Source organism: Pseudomonas caspiana (assembly GCF_002158995.1).
Lineage (GTDB): Bacteria > Pseudomonadota > Gammaproteobacteria > Pseudomonadales > Pseudomonadaceae > Aquipseudomonas > Aquipseudomonas caspiana.
On sequence record NZ_LOHF01000004.1, the window covers coordinates 312,165 to 329,160 of the forward strand.

Annotated in this window: 13 protein-coding genes; 12 read left to right on the plus strand and 1 reads right to left on the minus strand. The window is 58.4% G+C overall.

All coding sequences use genetic code 11. From position 1 onward, the window contains the following. Nucleotides 1-136 precede the first annotated feature (136 nt). From AUC60_RS08015 to AUC60_RS08025, 3 genes are all read left to right on the plus strand, one after another. Complete coding sequence (locus AUC60_RS08015; RefSeq protein ID WP_087265564.1) at nucleotides 137-1,129, plus strand: 1-aminocyclopropane-1-carboxylate deaminase/D-cysteine desulfhydrase; 993 nt, start codon at nucleotides 137-139, stop codon at nucleotides 1,127-1,129. A gap of 148 nt (nucleotides 1,130-1,277) precedes the next feature. After that, on the plus strand, nucleotides 1,278-2,621 hold the full coding sequence (locus AUC60_RS08020) for an MFS transporter (RefSeq protein ID WP_087265565.1): 1,344 nt from the start codon (nucleotides 1,278-1,280) through the stop codon (nucleotides 2,619-2,621). Nucleotides 2,622-2,903: 282 nt separating this feature from the next. Then, nucleotides 2,904-4,133 carry an MFS transporter gene (locus AUC60_RS08025; protein WP_087265567.1) on the plus strand — a complete coding sequence of 410 codons (1,230 nt, stop codon included), beginning with the start codon at nucleotides 2,904-2,906 and terminating at the stop codon, nucleotides 4,131-4,133. A gap of 3 nt (nucleotides 4,134-4,136) precedes the next feature. Here AUC60_RS08025 and AUC60_RS08030 read toward each other — a convergent pair whose 3' ends face one another. Beyond that, nucleotides 4,137-5,132, minus strand: coding sequence for a DUF1853 family protein (locus AUC60_RS08030; RefSeq protein ID WP_087265569.1), 996 nt, complete (start codon nucleotides 5,130-5,132; stop codon nucleotides 4,137-4,139). A 230-nt stretch (nucleotides 5,133-5,362) separates the two neighbouring features. Here AUC60_RS08030 and AUC60_RS08035 point away from each other — a divergent pair, with 230 nt between their 5' ends. From AUC60_RS08035 to AUC60_RS08075, 9 genes are all read left to right on the plus strand, one after another. Further along, entirely contained in the window at nucleotides 5,363-6,253 is an 891-nt protein-coding gene (locus AUC60_RS08035) for an NAD(+) kinase (RefSeq protein ID WP_087265571.1), read from the plus strand. After that, on the plus strand, nucleotides 6,253-7,221 hold the full coding sequence (locus AUC60_RS08040; RefSeq protein WP_087265573.1) for a metallophosphoesterase: 969 nt from the start codon (nucleotides 6,253-6,255) through the stop codon (nucleotides 7,219-7,221). Before AUC60_RS08035 ends, AUC60_RS08040 begins: the two co-directional genes overlap by 1 nt. Next, nucleotides 7,221-8,093, plus strand: coding sequence for a rhomboid family intramembrane serine protease (locus AUC60_RS08045; RefSeq protein WP_087265574.1), 873 nt, complete (start codon nucleotides 7,221-7,223; stop codon nucleotides 8,091-8,093). The genes AUC60_RS08040 and AUC60_RS08045 overlap by 1 nt, the downstream gene beginning before the upstream one ends. A 37-nt stretch (nucleotides 8,094-8,130) precedes the next feature. After that, nucleotides 8,131-8,391, plus strand: a complete 261-nt coding sequence (locus AUC60_RS08050; protein WP_027902009.1) for a YeaC family protein — start codon at nucleotides 8,131-8,133, stop codon at nucleotides 8,389-8,391. Further along, nucleotides 8,388-9,218, plus strand: coding sequence for a DUF2797 domain-containing protein (locus AUC60_RS08055; protein ID WP_193441851.1), 831 nt, complete (start codon nucleotides 8,388-8,390; stop codon nucleotides 9,216-9,218). Before AUC60_RS08050 ends, AUC60_RS08055 begins: the two co-directional genes overlap by 4 nt. 11 nt (nucleotides 9,219-9,229) lie before the next feature. Further along, nucleotides 9,230-11,896 carry an aminopeptidase N gene (gene pepN / locus AUC60_RS08060; protein ID WP_087265576.1) on the plus strand — a complete coding sequence of 889 codons (2,667 nt, stop codon included), beginning with the start codon at nucleotides 9,230-9,232 and terminating at the stop codon, nucleotides 11,894-11,896. Between the two features lie 187 nt (nucleotides 11,897-12,083). Further along, entirely contained in the window at nucleotides 12,084-13,070 is a 987-nt protein-coding gene (locus tag AUC60_RS08065) for an omptin family outer membrane protease (protein WP_087265578.1), read from the plus strand. Between the two features lie 341 nt (nucleotides 13,071-13,411). Next, entirely contained in the window at nucleotides 13,412-14,518 is a 1,107-nt protein-coding gene (locus AUC60_RS08070) for a WD40/YVTN/BNR-like repeat-containing protein (protein ID WP_238599537.1), read from the plus strand. A gap of 36 nt (nucleotides 14,519-14,554) precedes the next feature. Continuing rightward, the gene (locus AUC60_RS08075) at nucleotides 14,555-16,939 is read left to right on the plus strand and encodes an efflux RND transporter permease subunit (RefSeq protein WP_372489451.1); all 2,385 of its coding nucleotides are present in this window, start codon (nucleotides 14,555-14,557) and stop codon (nucleotides 16,937-16,939) included. The last annotated feature ends 57 nt before the right edge of the window (nucleotides 16,940-16,996 follow it).

A 16,996-nucleotide genomic window follows, 5' to 3' on the forward strand; every position in this document is an offset into this window, starting at 1 on the left:
GCGAGGCCGCGATGGCGTTCTGTCTGATACATCGCTATCGCGGCCTCGCGGTGCTCGTGCGCTCCTACAGTTTGAGCAAGGCTGATTTTATCAATGCAATGCTAAACTCCCGCTCTCCGTTCAGCGGCTCATTCCTGTGTCCATCACCCCCATCCACTGGCAACCCAATGCGCCGCTCCAGCGGCTTAATTTGCCTTGGCTCGTCAGTGCCGGCGTCGAGGTCGCGGTGCTGCGCCTGGACCTCATCGATCCGCTGATCAGCGGTAACAAGTGGTTCAAGCTTGCCCATCACCTGGAGGCCGCCAGTGAGGCCAATGCGAAAGGCGTTATCAGTCTGGGCGGCGCGCATTCCAATCATCTGCATGCGTTGGCGGCTGCGGGCAAGCGGTTTGGCTTTGCCACGGTCGGGTTGTTGCGTGGCCATGCTGTTGAGACGCCAACCACGGTCGATCTAAAGGCGTTCGGCATGCAGCTGCACTGGCTTGGCTACGCCGGTTATCGCGCACGGCATGAACCTGGCTTCTGGTCGTCGTGGCTGACGCAATACCCTGATTTCTACCCGATCCCGGAAGGCGGCGGAGGTTTGCCCGGCGCGCTGGGTTGTGCCGGTTTGCTGGAGATGGTCCGTGAACAGACAGGCGAGCTGGGCTGGAGCGATTACCACGGCTGGTGGCTGGCTGCCGGGACGGGCACAACGATGGCGGGTCTGGTCCTGGCCGAAGAGGGCGCGCATCCGGTGTATGGCGCCATGGCTGTGCCGGATGATCATGGGGTTGAGCAGAATATCGCCGCAATTCTGGAGCATTGCAAAACCGGTAGGAGCGAACTTGTTCGCGAGGCAGTGTGGTGTCAGGCAGATCTCGCGAACAAGTTCGCTCCTATCCAGGCAAGGGATGACTACATCCTCGTCAGCGCCAGCCGTGGTGGCTTCGCCAAAACCGATCCTTACCTGCTGGATTTCATCACGACCAGCGAATCCCAAAGCGGCATCCCCCTCGAACCGCTGTACACCGGCAAGGCGCTGTTGGCCCTGCACGATGAGGTAGTTGCCGGACGTTTTCCGGTGGGCACCCGGCTGATTTTCATCCACACCGGCGGCCTGCAAGGTCGACGGGCGATGAGCTTGTAATCATTGATCCAAAGCCTCTGGCATGAATCATGCGCTATTGAATTGCGGTGGGGTCGGTCCTGAATACGCGGATGACACTTTTGGAGTGAGCCGTTGCAGTGACTGTCCCGATAATCGATAGCTTCCTGATGAAATGTCGAGGTCCAGCATGACAAGCGCCGCTACGGAACAAGTCAGCCCCAAAACGCTGAGAAAAGTGATTGTCGCCGCCGCCATCGGCAACTTCGTCGAATGGTTCGACTTCGCCGTCTATGGCTTTCTGGCCACGGCCATTGCTCAGCAATTCTTTCCCAGTGGTGACGCCAGCGCGGCGCTGCTGAAAACGTTCGCGGTCTTCGCGGTGGCCTTTGCCTTCCGGCCTTTGGGCGGGATTTTCTTCGGCATGCTTGGCGACCGGATCGGCCGCAAACGCACGCTGGCAATGACCATCCTGTTGATGGCCGCTGCCACGACATTGATTGGCCTGTTGCCCACTTACGCGGCAATTGGCGTGATGGCGCCGATTCTGTTGACGGTCATTCGTTGTGCGCAGGGTTTTTCTGCAGGCGGTGAATACGCCGGTGCCTGCGCCTACCTCATGGAACATGCGCCCAGCGACAAGCGAGCCTGGTACGGCAGCTTTGTCCCGGTCTCGACCTTTTCCGCGTTCGCCGCAGCGGCAGTAGTTGCCTACGCCCTTGAAGCATCACTGACGCCGGAAGCCATGGGCAGTTGGGGCTGGCGCTTGCCGTTCCTGATTGCTGCTCCGTTGGGGCTGGTCGGTCTGTATCTGCGCTGGAAGCTGGACGAAACTCCGGCATTCCAGGCGGTGACGCAGGAGCATGACGTCGCTCATTCGCCTCTCAAGGAAACCCTGCGCCACCACGGCGCGGCAATCTGCTGCCTGGGCGCATTCGTATCGCTGACGGCGTTGTCGTTCTATATGTTCACCACGTACTTCGCCACTTACCTGCAAGTGGCGGGCGGGCTGAGCCGGGCGACAGCGTTACTGGTGTCGTTGATCGCCTTGCTCTTCGCCGCAGCGATTTGCCCGCTGGCCGGTTTGTATTCCGACAAGGTCGGGCGCCGCGTGACGGTCATGACGGCTTGTGCGCTGTTGATCGTGGTGGTCTTTCCGTCATTCCTGATGGCCAGTTCGGGCTCGTTCGCGGCGTCTATCGTGGGTGTGATGCTGCTGGCAGTCGGCGCGGTACTGTGTGGCGTGGTCACGGCCGCGCTGCTCTCGGAAACCTTCCCGACCCGCACGCGCTATACCGCTTCGGCGATCACCTACAACATGGCTTATACGATCTTTGGCGGCACCGCGCCGTTGATGGCGACGTGGCTGATCACCACCACTGGCAGCAACTTGTCTCCTGCGTTCTACCTGATCGCGGTTGCGTTGCTGGCACTGGCGGGCGGCCTGGCGTTGCCGGAGACCTCGCGAATATCGCTGCACGATGTGCCGACGGGGGAGAAGGGCAAGCCGGGTGTGGCAGCGACTCAAGTCTAGATTTGCAATGCAATCCTGTGGGAGCCGGGCTTGGTCTGGACGGCATACCGGCGATAAACGATAACGCGGTGCGGCTTCTATCCTTGTCTTATGCATCGTCGGAATGCCGCCCAGACCAAGCCCGGCTCCCACAAAACTTGTTTATCCAGCTATAACCCTTTCCCCCGCAACAAAATGTAGCGGCCATGCCCCAAAAAATGGCACATTGGCGGACCTTGTGCCGCTGACATATCTTGCAATAACCGGGTCGTGGCACATCCAATAGCTTCGCGGATGAACTCCATGGCCGTCAGCAACTCCCCTTCCAGCGCAATTCCTGCTGCAACTCCCACGACTACCAGCACCAGCAGTCCATTGGTCATGCGCATCATCGGTGCTGTGGCACTGGCGCATCTGGTCAACGACTTGATTCAGGCGGTACTGCCGTCGATCTATCCGCTGCTCAAGGACAGCTACGGCCTGACCTTCACGCAGATCGGCCTGATTACCCTGACGTTTCAGATCACTGCATCGCTGTTGCAGCCGTGGGTGGGTTATTACACCGACCGTCACCCCAATCCGCTGGTGCTGCCGGTTGGCTCGCTGTGTACCTTGATCGGCATTCTGATGCTGGCTGTGGTGGGTAGCTTTCCAATGATTCTGCTGGCGTCGGCCCTTATTGGCATCGGCTCTTCGACTTTTCACCCCGAAGCCTCACGCATCGCGCGGTTGGCGTCGGGCGGGCGGTTTGGTCTTGCGCAGTCAACCTTCCAGGTGGGCGGCAACACCGGTTCAGCGCTTGGCCCTTTGCTGGCGGCGGCGATCATTATTCCGTTCGGTCAGGGGCATGTGGCCTGGTTCGGGCTGATCGCATTGTTTTCCGTAGGCCTGCTGTACGCCATCAGCCGCTGGTATCGCACGCACTTGAACCTGTTCAAGCTCAAGCAAGGTCAGGCTGCGAGTCATGGCCTGTCGAAAGGTCGTGTCACTGGCGCGCTGGTCGTGCTGGCGTTTCTGATTTTCTCCAAGTTCTTCTACATGTCGAGCATCACCAGTTACTTCACCTTTTACCTGATCGAGAAGTTCGACCTGTCGGTGGCTAACTCTCAGCTGTACCTGTTCCTGTTTCTTGGCGCGGTGGCTGCGGGCACGTTCTTAGGTGGTCCGATTGGTGACCGGATTGGCCGTAAGGCAGTGATCTGGTTCTCGATTCTCGGCGCTGCGCCGTTCACCCTCGCGCTGCCGTATGCCGATCTGTTCTGGACCAGCGTGCTGAGCGTGATCATCGGCTTCATTCTGGCTTCGGCGTTTTCCGCCATCGTGGTCTACGCCCAGGAACTAGTGCCGGGTAATGTCGGCATGATCGCCGGGATCTTCTTCGGCCTGATGTTCGGCTTTGGCGGGATCGGTGCGGCCTTGCTGGGCTATCTGGCGGATAGCCACGGCATCCTGTTCGTCTACAACCTGTGTTCGTACCTGCCGCTGCTGGGCATCATGGCGATTCTGCTGCCGCGTACTAAAAAGGCCGCCTGACGATCAGACGGGCGAGACAGGTAGCGCGTTTGGCTGATCTTCAAGCTGAGCCGTGTTACTCGTATCGCCCAGCCGAGGCCAGATGTTCGAAACCAGAAACACCCGTTCGGCTTCCTCCCATTCGCCTTCGCGATTTTCTGTCAGCCGTACCAGCAGTTGCGCCGGAGCCAGGGGATCAAGCTGCTCCAGCCATTCCTGCAGTTGTGGTTCGGTCCAGGCTTCGGCGTAATGGGCCGGGGCCAGCCATGCGTGTCGGGGCAGCAACTGCCAGCGACCTTCGGGGCGTTGCGCGGTAAACGCCTGCCAGTCCTTTTGATGCAGCCAGCTACCGCGCAAGTGCTGATCATGTGCACCCTGCGGGGAGTCGGTCTGTCCGGGCCACGGATAAAGCAGATAGCCGCCCAGCCATAATCGGGCATCGAACGCTTCGATACCCAGCGCTGCTAGCAACTCACGGCTTTCCGGGCGCGCGGAAATCGGCAGTTGATGTTGGCTCAGATGGGCAAGTTTGAGGTCAAGCCGATCACGGCAACCCGGCCCCAGCCACTGCGCAGGATCGCTGCCGTCACCTTGCTGCGGCCCCAGGTAGAGTTTTATCGCCAACTCCACGTGGTGCACGCCGTCGGCGTCGCGCAGCAACATGTCCAGTTCCCCCAGGGTTTGTCCACCCAGGCGAATCGGCAGGTTGGCGGCGATCATTTCGACACCAGGGGCGTGCGCCACTGCAAATTGCCACAAGCGCTCGTAGTACAAACCCAGCCGCCTTGTAGCGGCTTGTGCCAACCAGTGGAGCAGGGCGCTGCTGTCCTGATCCAGCCTGAACAGAAAATCTGCCAGCCGCTGCGGTTGTTGCACCCAGTCGCTGGCCGTCAATGGATGACGCTGCGGCCACGGCGTTTCGCCCAGCATCGGCGGCGCAAGAATCACCCAGGCCAGATCCCGCACTTGCGGCGTGCGTAACTGGCGGGGCAGGTGGGTGAGGCTGGGGAAGAGAGTCATGAGCGCAGGATAGCCTTAACTGGCAACCATCGGTCAAAGTAGGAGCTGCCGAAGGCTGCGATCGGCCGGGAACCGGACGTTTAATCAGACCTGTGGAAGGTCGTTCCGACCTTTTCGCAGCCTTCGACAGCTCCTACAGGGCGAACATCCGGGAACGATCAATTGCCGCTACCCCGGCCTTTCGCCCATAATCGCTGTCTTTAAGCCGCATCGAACCCCGCAGGAGCCCCATGGAGCAGTTTCGTAATATCGGCATCATCGGCCGCCTGGGCAGTGTTCAGGTGCTCGATACCGTGCGCCGACTCAAGAGATTCCTGCTGGAACGGCACCTGCACGTCATTCTGGAAGACACCATTGCCGAAGTGTTGCCCGGCCACAGCTTGCAAACCTCATCGCGCAAGATGCTGGGTGAAGTCTGCGATCTGGTGATAGTTGTCGGTGGCGACGGCAGTCTGCTGGGCGCGGCCCGTGCGCTGGCCAAGCACAATACGCCGGTGTTGGGCATCAACCGTGGCAGCCTGGGCTTCCTCACCGATATCCGCCCTGACGAACTGGAAGTCAAAGTCGCCGAGGTGCTCGACGGCCACTATCTGGTGGAAAACCGCTTCCTGCTGCAGGCCGAAGTCCGCCGCCACGGAGAAGCCATCGGTCAGGGCGACGCGCTCAATGATGTGGTGCTGCACCCCGGCAAATCGACGCGGATGATCGAATTCGAGATCTACATCGACGGCCAGTTCGTGTGCAGCCAGAAGGCTGACGGCCTGATCGTCGCTACGCCCACCGGTTCCACGGCCTATGCGCTGTCCGCTGGCGGGCCGATCATGCATCCCAAGCTGGATGCCATCGTCATTGTGCCGATGTACCCGCACACTTTGTCCGGACGGCCGATTGTGGTGGACGGCAACAGTGAGCTGAAAATCGTGGTCTCAAAGGACATGACGATTTATCCGCAAGTCTCCTGCGACGGCCAGAACCATTTCACGTGCGCGCCGGGTGACACCATCACGGTCAGCAAGAAACCGCAGAAGCTGCGCCTGATTCATCCACTTGATCACAACTATTACGAAGTCTGTCGCACCAAGCTTGGCTGGGGTAGCCGACTTGGTGGTGGAGGCGACTGATGCTCGATCCCGCGCGTAGCTACGATTTGATCGGTGACGTGCATGGATGTGCCCATACGCTGCAAAAACTGCTCAGCGTGTTGGGTTATCGCTTTCAGGCGGGCGTGTGGCGCCATCCTGAACGCATCGCGTTATTCCTCGGCGACATCATCGACCGCGGTCCACTGATTCGCGAGTCGCTGCATATTGTGCGTGACATGGTGTTGGCCGGTCATGCGCTGTGCATCATGGGCAACCACGAATTCAACGCGCTGGGCTGGCACACACCGGCCCCGCCGGAGAGCGGCAAGCAGTTTGTCCGTGAGCACTCATTGCGTCACAGCCGGCTCATGGGCGAGACGCTGACTCAGTTCGAAGCCTATCCGGAGGAGTGGAAGGAATTCGTCGACTGGTTCTACGAATTGCCGCTGTTCATGGATGCCGGACGTTTCCGCGTGGTGCACGCTTGCTGGGATGCCAGCCTGATCACGCCATTGATCACGATGCATGGCGGCGGCTGTATTAATGAGCAGTTCGTTCAGGCCTCGGCGGTGCAAGGCAGTTTTGCCTGCGCAGTGTTCGATCGCTTGTTGCGCGGCACTGACATGCGCTTGCCCCACGGCATCACTCTGACCGGTGGCGATGGCCTGACCCGAGAGTTTTTCCGTACCAAGTTCTGGGAAGACGATCCGCAAACCTACGGCGACGTGGTGTTTCAGCCGGATGCGTTGCCGGAAGGCGTTGCCAAAACGCCGCTCTCTACGACTGAAAAGAACGCTTTGCTGCGCTATGGCGCTGACGAGCCAATGCTGTTCGTCGGCCATTACTGGCGCAGCGGTATCCCCGCACCCATCCGGCCGAACCTGGCGTGTCTGGATTACAGCGCCGTGCTCTACGGCAAACTGGTCGCCTACCGGCTGGACCAGGAAACCTGCATCGATCCGGACAAGTTCGTCTGGGTCGATGTTGAACGTCCCGAGGCTGTTTGATGAGTCCTGTTGCTGTCTTGCGTCTGCCGTTGACCACCGATCTAAGTGGATTCATCAGCCTGTTGAACCGTCTGCGTGTGCCGCACCGGGTGAGCGAGGAGGCGGGCGAGCAAGTGCTGTGGGTGCCTGATACGCCGCAACTGGCGGACGATATTCGTGCTTTGTATCAGCAATACCCGGAAGGCGACGAGCACTATCAACTGCCGCCAGGGGAACAAAGCACTCAGGCTCCACGCCGCAGTGTCGTTCAGCAACTGCGCGACAGTCCGGTCACCACGCTGGTGCTGCTGGCCTGTTTGATCGTAGGCGCCATTACCCTGCTGGGGGAAAACCTCGACGCAGTGCGCTGGCTGACCTTTCTTGATTTCCGTGTTCAGGGTGAATACGCGACGTTTCTGCCGCCGGGCGACAGTCTCGCCGCCGGTCAGTGGTGGCGGATCGTCACGCCGATGCTGATTCACTTCGGCATCCTGCATCTGGCGATGAACGCCATGTGGTACTGGGAACTGGGCCGCCGTATCGAGTGGCGTCAAGGCAGTTTGCATCTGCTGGGCCTGACCCTGCTGTTCAGCGCTGTTTCCAACACTATTCAATATCAGTTTGGCGGTGCCAGCCTGTTTGGTGGCTTGTCCGGCGTGCTGTATGGACTGTTGGGTCACTGCTGGATCTTTCAATTGCTGGCGCCCAACCCCATCTATCGTTTACCGCGCGGTGTGCTGGTGATGATGCTGGTCTGGTTGGTGCTGTGTCTGTCAGGGCTGGTCGGCATGCTGGGTTTTGGCGAAATTGCCAATGGCGCGCATGTCGGCGGACTGATCATCGGTTGTGTAACGGGTCTGATTGGTGGGGCAATTGCCCGGGTCAGAGCCTGATTTTGAATGCTGTTTAATTAAGAGCCAGGAGTGCGCTATGTCCTCTTTTGCCGAAATGATTGAAAACATCACCCCGGATATCTACGAAAGCCTGAAGTTGGCGGTAGAAATCGGGAAGTGGTCCGACGGCCGCAAGCTGACTCAGGAACAGCGTGAGTTGTCCTTGCAGGCGTTGATCGCCTGGGAAGTGCAGAACCTGCCGGAAGACCAGCGCATCGGTTACATGGGCCCGCAGGAATGTGCGTCCAAGTCCACCACTGTGCCGAATATCCTGTTCAAGTCGGATGCCATCCATTGATTGAGATTGGTCGCGGAGCAGTCAACAAAATGTCGGCGCGGCTTAATGCCTCGCAGGTTGAATATGCGTTTCGTCTGGGCGATACCGAGATTCCGGTCAACCCGCTGATTGGCAAAACGGTGCGTCTGGAGTTCCTGGGTGCGATCCATTGCAGCCATTGCGGGCGCAAGACCAAGTCCAGCTACAGCCAGGGTTATTGCTACCCGTGCATGCTCAAGCTGGCGCAGTGCGACATCTGCATCATGAGCCCGGAAAAATGCCACCACGAGCACGGCACTTGCCGCGACCCGGCATGGGGCGAGCAGTTCTGCATGACCGATCACGTGGTATATCTGGCCAACTCGTCGGGCGTCAAAGTCGGTATCACCCGTGCCACCCAGTTGCCGACCCGCTGGCTGGATCAGGGTGCCAGTCAGGCGCTACCGATCATGCGCGTTGCGACCCGTCAGCAGTCCGGGTTTGTCGAGGATCTGCTGCGCAGTCAGGTTGCCGACCGCACCAACTGGCGCGCGCTGCTCAAGGGTGATGCGCAGCCGGTGGATCTGGCCGCTATTCGCCAGCAGCTGTTTGAAAGCTGCGCTGAAGGGCTGGCCGGATTGCAAGAACGATTCGGCTTGCAGGCCATCCAAATGCTGCATGACGTCGAACCGATCGAGATCCGCTACCCCGTCGAGGCGTACCCGACCAAGATCGTCAGCTTCAATCTGGACAAGAACCCGATCGCCGAAGGCACTTTAATGGGGGTCAAGGGCCAGTACCTGATCTTCGATACCGGCGTGATCAATATTCGTAAATACACGGCTTATCAGCTCGCCGTGCATCAGTAAGAGGACTCATCATGCGCACCGAACAACCGCAAATGATCTACCTGAAGGACTATCAGGCTCCTGAGTACCTCATCGACGAAACGCACCTGACGTTCGAGCTGTTCGATGACCACTCGCTGGTTCACGCGCAATTGGTGATGCGCCGCAATCCCGAGCGTGGCGCGGGTTTGCCGCCGCTGGTGCTGGACGGTCAGTTGCTGGAACTGCTGTCGGTCAAGCTGGGCGACGTCGAACTGAGCGCTGTTGATTACCAACTGACCCCGGACCACCTGACCCTGCACCCTACGGCCGAGTCGTTCACGGTCGACACCAGCGTGCGTATCCATCCGGAAACCAACACCGCACTGGAAGGGCTGTACAAGTCCAGCGGCATGTTCTGCACCCAGTGCGAGGCCGAAGGCTTCCGCAAGATCACCTATTACCTTGACCGTCCGGACGTGATGAGCAAGTTCACCACGACCCTGAGTGCCGACAAGCACAACTTCCCGGTCTTGCTCTCCAACGGCAACCCGATTGCCAGCGGGCCGGAAGATGACGGTCGGCACTGGGCAACTTGGGAAGACCCGTTCATGAAACCGGCGTACCTGTTTGCGCTGGTGGCTGGTGATTTGTGGTGTGTCGAGGACAAGTTCACCACCGTGAGCAACCGCGAGGTGACACTGCGCATTTACGTCGAGCCGGAAAACATCGACAAATGCCAGCACGCCATGACCAGCCTGAAAAAGTCCATGCGTTGGGATGAAGAAGCCTACGGCCGTGAGTACGACCTGGATATCTTCATGATCGTCGCCGTGAATGACTTCAACATGGGGGCCATGGAGAACAAGGGCCTCAACATCTTCAACTCCAGCGCCGTACTGGCCCGTGCCGAAACCGCCACCGATGCCGCGCACCAGCGGGTCGAGGCTATCGTTGCCCACGAATACTTCCACAACTGGTCGGGCAACCGTGTCACTTGCCGCGACTGGTTTCAGCTGTCCCTGAAGGAAGGTTTTACGGTCTACCGTGATGCTGGCTTCTCGTCAGACATGAACTCGGCCACGGTCAAGCGTATTCAGGATGTGGCGTATTTGCGTACCCACCAGTTTGCCGAAGATGCCGGCCCGATGGCCCACGCTGTGCGTCCGGACAGCTTTATCGAGATTTCCAACTTCTACACCCTGACCGTGTATGAAAAAGGCTCGGAAGTCGTGGGCATGCTTCACACCTTGCTCGGCGCACAGGGTTTCCGCAAAGGCAGTGATCTGTACTTTGAGCGCCATGACGGCCAGGCCGTGACCTGTGATGACTTCATCAAGGCCATGGAAGATGCCAATGGTGTCGACCTGACCCAGTTCAAACGCTGGTACAGCCAGGCCGGTACGCCACGTCTGGCGGTCAGCGAGTCTTACGACAGCGCAGCAAAAACCTACAGCCTGACCTTCCGCCAGAGTTGCCCGACCACACCGGGTCAACCGGGCGATGCGAAGAAACCGTTCGTGATTCCGGTGGAGCTAGGCTTGCTGGACAAGCAGGGCGGCGAAATCCCGCTGCGCCTGCAAGGCGAAGACGCCCCTGCGGGCAACACACGGGTGATTTCCGTCACCGAAGCCGAGCAGACATTCACCTTCGTAGATGTCGCTGAACAGCCGTTGCCGTCGTTGCTGCGTGGTTTCTCGGCGCCGGTAAAACTCAGCTTCCCGTACAACCGCGACCAGTTGATGTTCCTCATGCAGCACGACAGCGACGGCTTCAATCGCTGGGATGCGGGCCAGCAACTGTCCGTGCAAGTGCTGCAAGAGTTGATCGCCCAGCATCAGAAAGGTCAGCCGCTGGTCCTCGATCAGCGTCTGATTACCGCATTGGGTACCGTTCTGGCGGATACATCGCTGGATCAGGCCATGATTGCCGAGATGCTGTCGTTACCGGGCGAAGCTTATTTGACTGAAATCAGTGAAGTGGCTGATGTCGATGCGATCCACGCTGCCCGCGAATTCGTCCGCAAGCAGCTTGCCGACAGCCTGTTCGACGGTTTGTGGGCTCGCTACACGGCCAATCGCAAGGTGTCGAAAGCCACCGAGTACGTGGCTGAAGCCGAGCATTTCGCACGTCGTGCTCTGCAAAACATCGCACTGTCGTACCTGATGCTCAGTGAAAAACCCGAAGTGTTGGCCGCGACCATTGAGCAGTTCGACACCAGCGACAACATGACCGAACGCTTGACGGCCCTTGCAGTACTGGTCAACTCGCCGTTCACCGCCGAGAAAGAAAAAGCCTTGGCGGTGTTTGCCGAAAACTTCAAAGACAATCCGCTGGTTATGGATCAGTGGTTCAGTGTTCAGGCAGGCAGCCCGCTGCCGGGGGGGCTGGAGCGGGTCAAGGCGTTGATGCAGCACCCGGCGTTCAACATCAAGAACCCGAATAAGGTCCGTGCACTGATCGGTGCTTTTGCCGGGCAGAACCTGATCAACTTCCATGCGGCGGACGGCTCGGGCTACCGTTTCCTGGCCGATCTGGTGATCCAGCTCAACGGCTTCAACCCGCAGATCGCCTCGCGGCAATTGGCTCCGCTGACTCGCTGGCGCAAATACGACAGCAAACGTCAGGCACTGATGAAAGCCGAACTGGTGCGCATCCGTGACTCGGGTGAGCTGTCCAGCGACGTGTTCGAAGTGGTGAGCAAAAGCCTCGCCGAGTAACGATGCCTGTGATGTAAGGGGCCTTCCGTGCAAGCGGTAGGCCCCTTTTTTATGTCTTTTTGTAAGCTGTTTCCAGCGTTCTACGTAGACATTTCATACAGTCAGCCGTGCATCAGGCTGGCAGAAACGTCCTGCAATATTGCCCATCCTTTTGACCCTTGTTGCGCTGACCTTAGGGATAGCGCGCATGTCATCTCAGGAAAGGGTCGGGATTGTGTTGATAAACGGACGGGAAACATTGGTGCTGCTGGGGCTGGTTGCGTTTGGGCAGCAGGTTTTGGCGGATGCACAGGTCACCAATGAGCAGAAACTGCGTCTTGGTAGTGTCGAATTTAATCTGGGCGTCGGGCTGTTGAACGGCAAATCCCAGGAGAAAGTCTACGATAACGGCGAGAAACTCAGTGAACTGAATTGGGACATCAAACAGGTCCCCACTCTGCATCTGGGGTTGGCATACCACCCCCTGGACTGGCTGACCCTTGATGTGCGTGGCTGGACGCGTATGAATGCCGGCAATAGCCATATGACAGATTACGACTGGCGGGATGGCGAGGCGGCAGGCTGGACCCATTTTTCGGACCATCCTGATACTCGGCTGAATAAGGCATGGCAAGCCGAGGTTTCAGCGACAGCCTGGACCCTCAAGCGTGAAGAACTGGCTCTCGGGGTAATGGCGGGCTATCAACGCAGTCAGTTTGACTGGCAGGGTCGGGGTGGCAGTTACGTCTATTCCAGCGATGGCAATTTCCGTGATCTGACTGGAGATATTCATGCCAATTTAAAAGGCATTACCTACCGGCAGACTTACGGCACCCCATTTCTCGGCCTTGTGGGTTTCTACAATCATCAGAACTGGACCCTTGAAGGTCGCTTCAAATACAGCCAGTGGGTCAAGCCCAGGGATTTCGATACCCATCACCTGCGCGACATAACATTCGATGGCAATAATGGGGACAAAGGTCGCATGCAGAGTCTGGCGCTGGCGCTGTCGTACAACTTCAATCCGCAGTTCTTGGTGAAGGCGGGTATTGATCATCAGGTCTACAAGGAGGCGATGGGCAGTATGTTCATCAGGAACCACGCGGAAGGGGTAAGCGGCCGCACTTCACCCAACTCCAGCTCGCAGGCCAACAGAACGACCGTGTCCAGCCTGGCTATTGCCTATCAGTTCTGATCTTGACAGGCCGGAGCGTCAAACCCGGCCTACACTGTTGTCGCGCCATCCCTGTAGGAGCGCGCTTGCCCGCGGTTTGATTTTGGAGCCGACATATTGTCGCTTGTGCCAATGTCATCGCGGGCAAGCGTGTTCCTACAAGGATATGCATAGCTCATCACCCCAACTGATAATCCACCAATCACGCGAGAGGCCTCGACCAAAGATAGCCATATGTCGATTGTCATGAGTTTCCAAAGCTGGATAGGATAGGTCGGCTTCCAGAAGTCCAAGGCTAGAGCGCTTCGCCAGGGTTTTCTGATAAAAGTCGCCTAATAAAAATAATGGAAAGGGGACGCTTCATGAGTGAGCCTGTTAATCGGCGCACGCAGTCCGATGGGCATCCGGCAGTCGGACGGCCATTGGCATTACGAATGGGCAAGCCCTTGGCGACAGCCTGGTCGCTGTTCGCACTAATGGCTTTATCAAGTGTTGGCGTGTCATCAATGGCGGCCACCGAAAGTGTGAGCCAAAGCCCTGACTCGACTCAGAGCACTCTTTATTCCATTGAATCTGCCAAATCCTCTCGCAGCCTGTTGCTGGACGTCGCCCATGCCGGAGCGCGCCTGGTCGTAGTGGGCGAGCGCGGACACATTTTGTATTCCGACGATCAGGGCAAGACCTGGACCCAGGCCAAAGTGCCCACCCGTCAAATGCTGACGGCGGTGTATTTCGTCGATGACAAACACGGCTGGGCCGTCGGCCACGATGCGCAGATTCTTGCCAGCAACGATGGCGGCGTCAGCTGGGTCAAGCAGTTCGAAGACCTTTCCCGAGAAGCGCCGTTGCTGGATGTCTGGTTCAAGGACGCGTCAACCGGTTTTGCAGTAGGCGCCTACGGCATGTTGCTGACCACGCTGGATGGCGGCCAACACTGGGAAGACGTCAGTGATCGTCTCGACAATGAAGACCAGTACCACCTCAACGGTATCGCCCACGTCGCAGACAGCGGTCTGTTTGTGGTGGGGGAGGCGGGGGCAATGTTCCGTTCGGGTGACGATGGCGAATCCTGGGAAAAGCTTGAAGGGCCGTATCAGGGCTCGCTGTTTGGGGCGATCGGCACCGGCCAGCCCGGCACGCTGCTGGTTTACGGGCTGCGCGGCAATCTCTATCGCTCCAGTGATTTTGGCGATACCTGGGAGCCCATCGAATTGAAGGCCGCACGCGGGCCGCTGGAGTTCGGGCTGTCCAACGCGACGCTGCTGGCGGACGGCTCTCTGGTACTGGTGGGTAACGGCGGCAGCGTGATGCGCAGTACCGACAATGGTCTGAGCTTTCAGGTTTTCAACCGTCCCGACCGGATTTCGCTGTCCGGGGTGACGGCCGATGCGCAAGGCAATCTGATTCTGGTTGGACAAGGAGGCGTGCGCGTCACCTCGCCGACGGGCGCCGAGTCTAGCCAACAATAAGAACGATCAGGGCGGGGAAATTCCGGCATGAGTAATCTGCACGACACTCAGCAGCACAGCGGCGACAAGGCAACCTTTCTTGAGCGCTTGATCTTCAATAATCGGCCGGCAGTGATCGTCATCTGCCTGCTGGTCAGTATCTTTCTGTTCTGGCAGGCGACGCTGGTTCGGCCGTCGACCAGCTTTGAAAAAATGATCCCGCTGGATCACCCCTTCATCCAGAAAATGATGGAGCATCGCAACGATCTGGCCAACCTGGGCAATACGGTAAGGATCTCTGTCGAAGCGCTGGATGGCGACATATTTTCCAAGCAGTACATGGAGACTTTGCGCGAAATCAACGACGAAGTCTTCTATATCTCCGGCGTCGATCGCTCTGGACTGAAATCCTTGTGGAGCCCCAGCGTGCGCTGGACCGAAGTGACCGAGGAGGGTTTTGCCGGTGGCGAAGTCATCCCGCAGAGTTACGACGGTTCCGACGACAGCCTCGATCAACTGCGTAACAACGTACTCAAGTCAGGCCAGGTCGGGCGTCTGGTGGCCAACGACTTCAAGTCGAGCATTGTTGATGTGCCGCTGCTGGAGTCCTACCCGGACCCGCAGGATCAGGGCAAGCTGATCAAGCTCGATTATCAGCAGTTTTCCCACCAGCTCGAAGAGAAAATCCGCGACAAGTACCAGGCGCAGAACCCCAACATCAAGATTCATATCGTGGGCTTCGCCAAGAAGGTCGGCGACCTGATCGACGGCCTGGTGATGGTGGTGTTGTTCTTTGGCGTCGCCTTCGTGATTACTCTGGTCCTGCTGATCTGGTTTACGCGCTGCATCCGCAGCACCGTTGCCGTATTGAGTACCACGCTGATTGCGGTTGTCTGGCAGTTGGGGCTGATGCATGTGGTCGGGTTCGGTCTGGACCCATATTCAATGCTGGTGCCGTTTCTGATTTTTGCTATCGGCATTTCCCACGGCGTGCAGAAGATCAATGGTATTGCCTTGCAATCCAGTGACGCCGACAACGCCCTGACCGCAGCGCGGCGCACCTTTCGCCAACTGTTTCTGCCGGGCATGATCGCGATTCTTGCGGATGCGGTGGGTTTCATCACCTTGCTGATCATCGATATCGGGGTTATTCGCGAACTGGCGATTGGTGCATCGATAGGTGTAGCGGTCATCGTCTTCACCAACCTGATTCTTCTCCCTGTCGCGATTTCCTACGCCGGTATCAGTAAAAAGGCTATCAGCCGTAGCAAGGAAGACGCAGTGTCCGAGCATCCGTTCTGGCGTTTGCTGTCGAACTTTGCCAGCGCCAAAGTCGCTCCGGTGTCCATCGTGCTGGCGTTGCTGGCCTTCGGCGGCGGGCTTTGGTACAGCCAGAACCTGAAGATCGGCGACCTTGATCAGGGCGCTCCGGAACTGCGTCCCGACTCGCGCTACAACCAGGACAACAGCTTCATCATCAACCACTATTCCACCAGCTCCGACGTGTTGGTCGTGATGGTCAAGACGCCACGCGAAGGCTGTTCGGCTTACCCGACCATGTCTGCCATCAACGAACTGACCTGGAAGATGGAGAACACGCCAGGCGTACAGTCGGCGATTTCGCTGGTGACGGTTTCCAAGCAGGTCATCAAGGGTATGAACGAGGGCAACCTGAAATGGGAAGCGCTGTCGCGCAATAAAGACGTGCTCAACAGTTCCATCGCCCGGGCTGACGGCTTGTACAACAACGATTGCTCGTTAGCGCCGCTGCTGGTTTTCCTCAATGACCACAAGGCCGAAACCCTGGACCGCGCCGTGCACGCGGTGCAGGAGTTCGCTGCGGAAAATAACCGTGAAGGTCTGGAGTTCCTCCTGGCTGCCGGTAACGCCGGGATTGAAGCCGCCACCAACGAGGTGATCAAGCGTTCCGAGTTGACCATCCTGATTCTGGTCTACATCTGCGTGGCGGTGATGTGCATGATCACCTTCCGCTCGTGGGCGGCGACCCTGTGCATCGTGTTGCCGCTGGTACTGACCTCGGTGCTGGGCAACGCATTGATGGCGTTTATGGGTATCGGCGTCAAAGTCGCGACTTTGCCGGTGGTGGCGCTAGGTGTAGGGATTGGTGTCGATTACGGCATTTATATCTACAGCCGTCTGGAAAGCTTCCTGCGGGCGGGCTTGCCGTTGCAGGAGGCGTACTACGAAACCCTGAAGTCCACCGGTAAAGCGGTGCTGTTCACCGGCTTGTGTCTGGCGATTGGCGTGTGTACCTGGATCTTCTCGGCAATCAAGTTCCAGGCTGACATGGGCCTGATGCTGACCTTTATGCTGCTGTGGAACATGTTTGGCGCACTATGGCTGCTGCCCGCGCTGGCGCGGTTCCTGATCAAGCCGGAGAAAATGGCGGGCAAGGTGGGGAATTCGTTGTTTTCACATTAGTAGAGTGGAAGCCCGGCTCCCACAAGCACACTGATGACGTGGGACCGGCTTCAGCCG

Bases quoted from the DNA above. Each gene is read 5' to 3' on its own strand.
- AUC60_RS08020 (WP_087265565.1), top strand. From the start codon at position 1,278: ATGACAAGCGCCGCTACGGAACAAGTCAGCCCCAAAACGCTGAGAAAA.
- AUC60_RS08065 (WP_087265578.1), top strand. From the start codon at position 12,084: ATGTCATCTCAGGAAAGGGTCGGGATTGTGTTGATAAACGGACGGGAA.
- AUC60_RS08025 (WP_087265567.1), top strand. From the start codon at position 2,904: ATGGCCGTCAGCAACTCCCCTTCCAGCGCAATTCCTGCTGCAACTCCC.
- AUC60_RS08045 (WP_087265574.1), top strand. From the start codon at position 7,221: ATGAGTCCTGTTGCTGTCTTGCGTCTGCCGTTGACCACCGATCTAAGT.
- AUC60_RS08050 (WP_027902009.1), top strand. From the start codon at position 8,131: ATGTCCTCTTTTGCCGAAATGATTGAAAACATCACCCCGGATATCTAC.
- pepN (WP_087265576.1), top strand. From the start codon at position 9,230: ATGCGCACCGAACAACCGCAAATGATCTACCTGAAGGACTATCAGGCT.
- AUC60_RS08070 (WP_238599537.1), top strand. From the start codon at position 13,412: ATGAGTGAGCCTGTTAATCGGCGCACGCAGTCCGATGGGCATCCGGCA.
- AUC60_RS08030 (WP_087265569.1), bottom strand. From the start codon at position 5,132: ATGACTCTCTTCCCCAGCCTCACCCACCTGCCCCGCCAGTTACGCACG.
- AUC60_RS08040 (WP_087265573.1), top strand. From the start codon at position 6,253: ATGCTCGATCCCGCGCGTAGCTACGATTTGATCGGTGACGTGCATGGA.
- AUC60_RS08035 (WP_087265571.1), top strand. From the start codon at position 5,363: ATGGAGCAGTTTCGTAATATCGGCATCATCGGCCGCCTGGGCAGTGTT.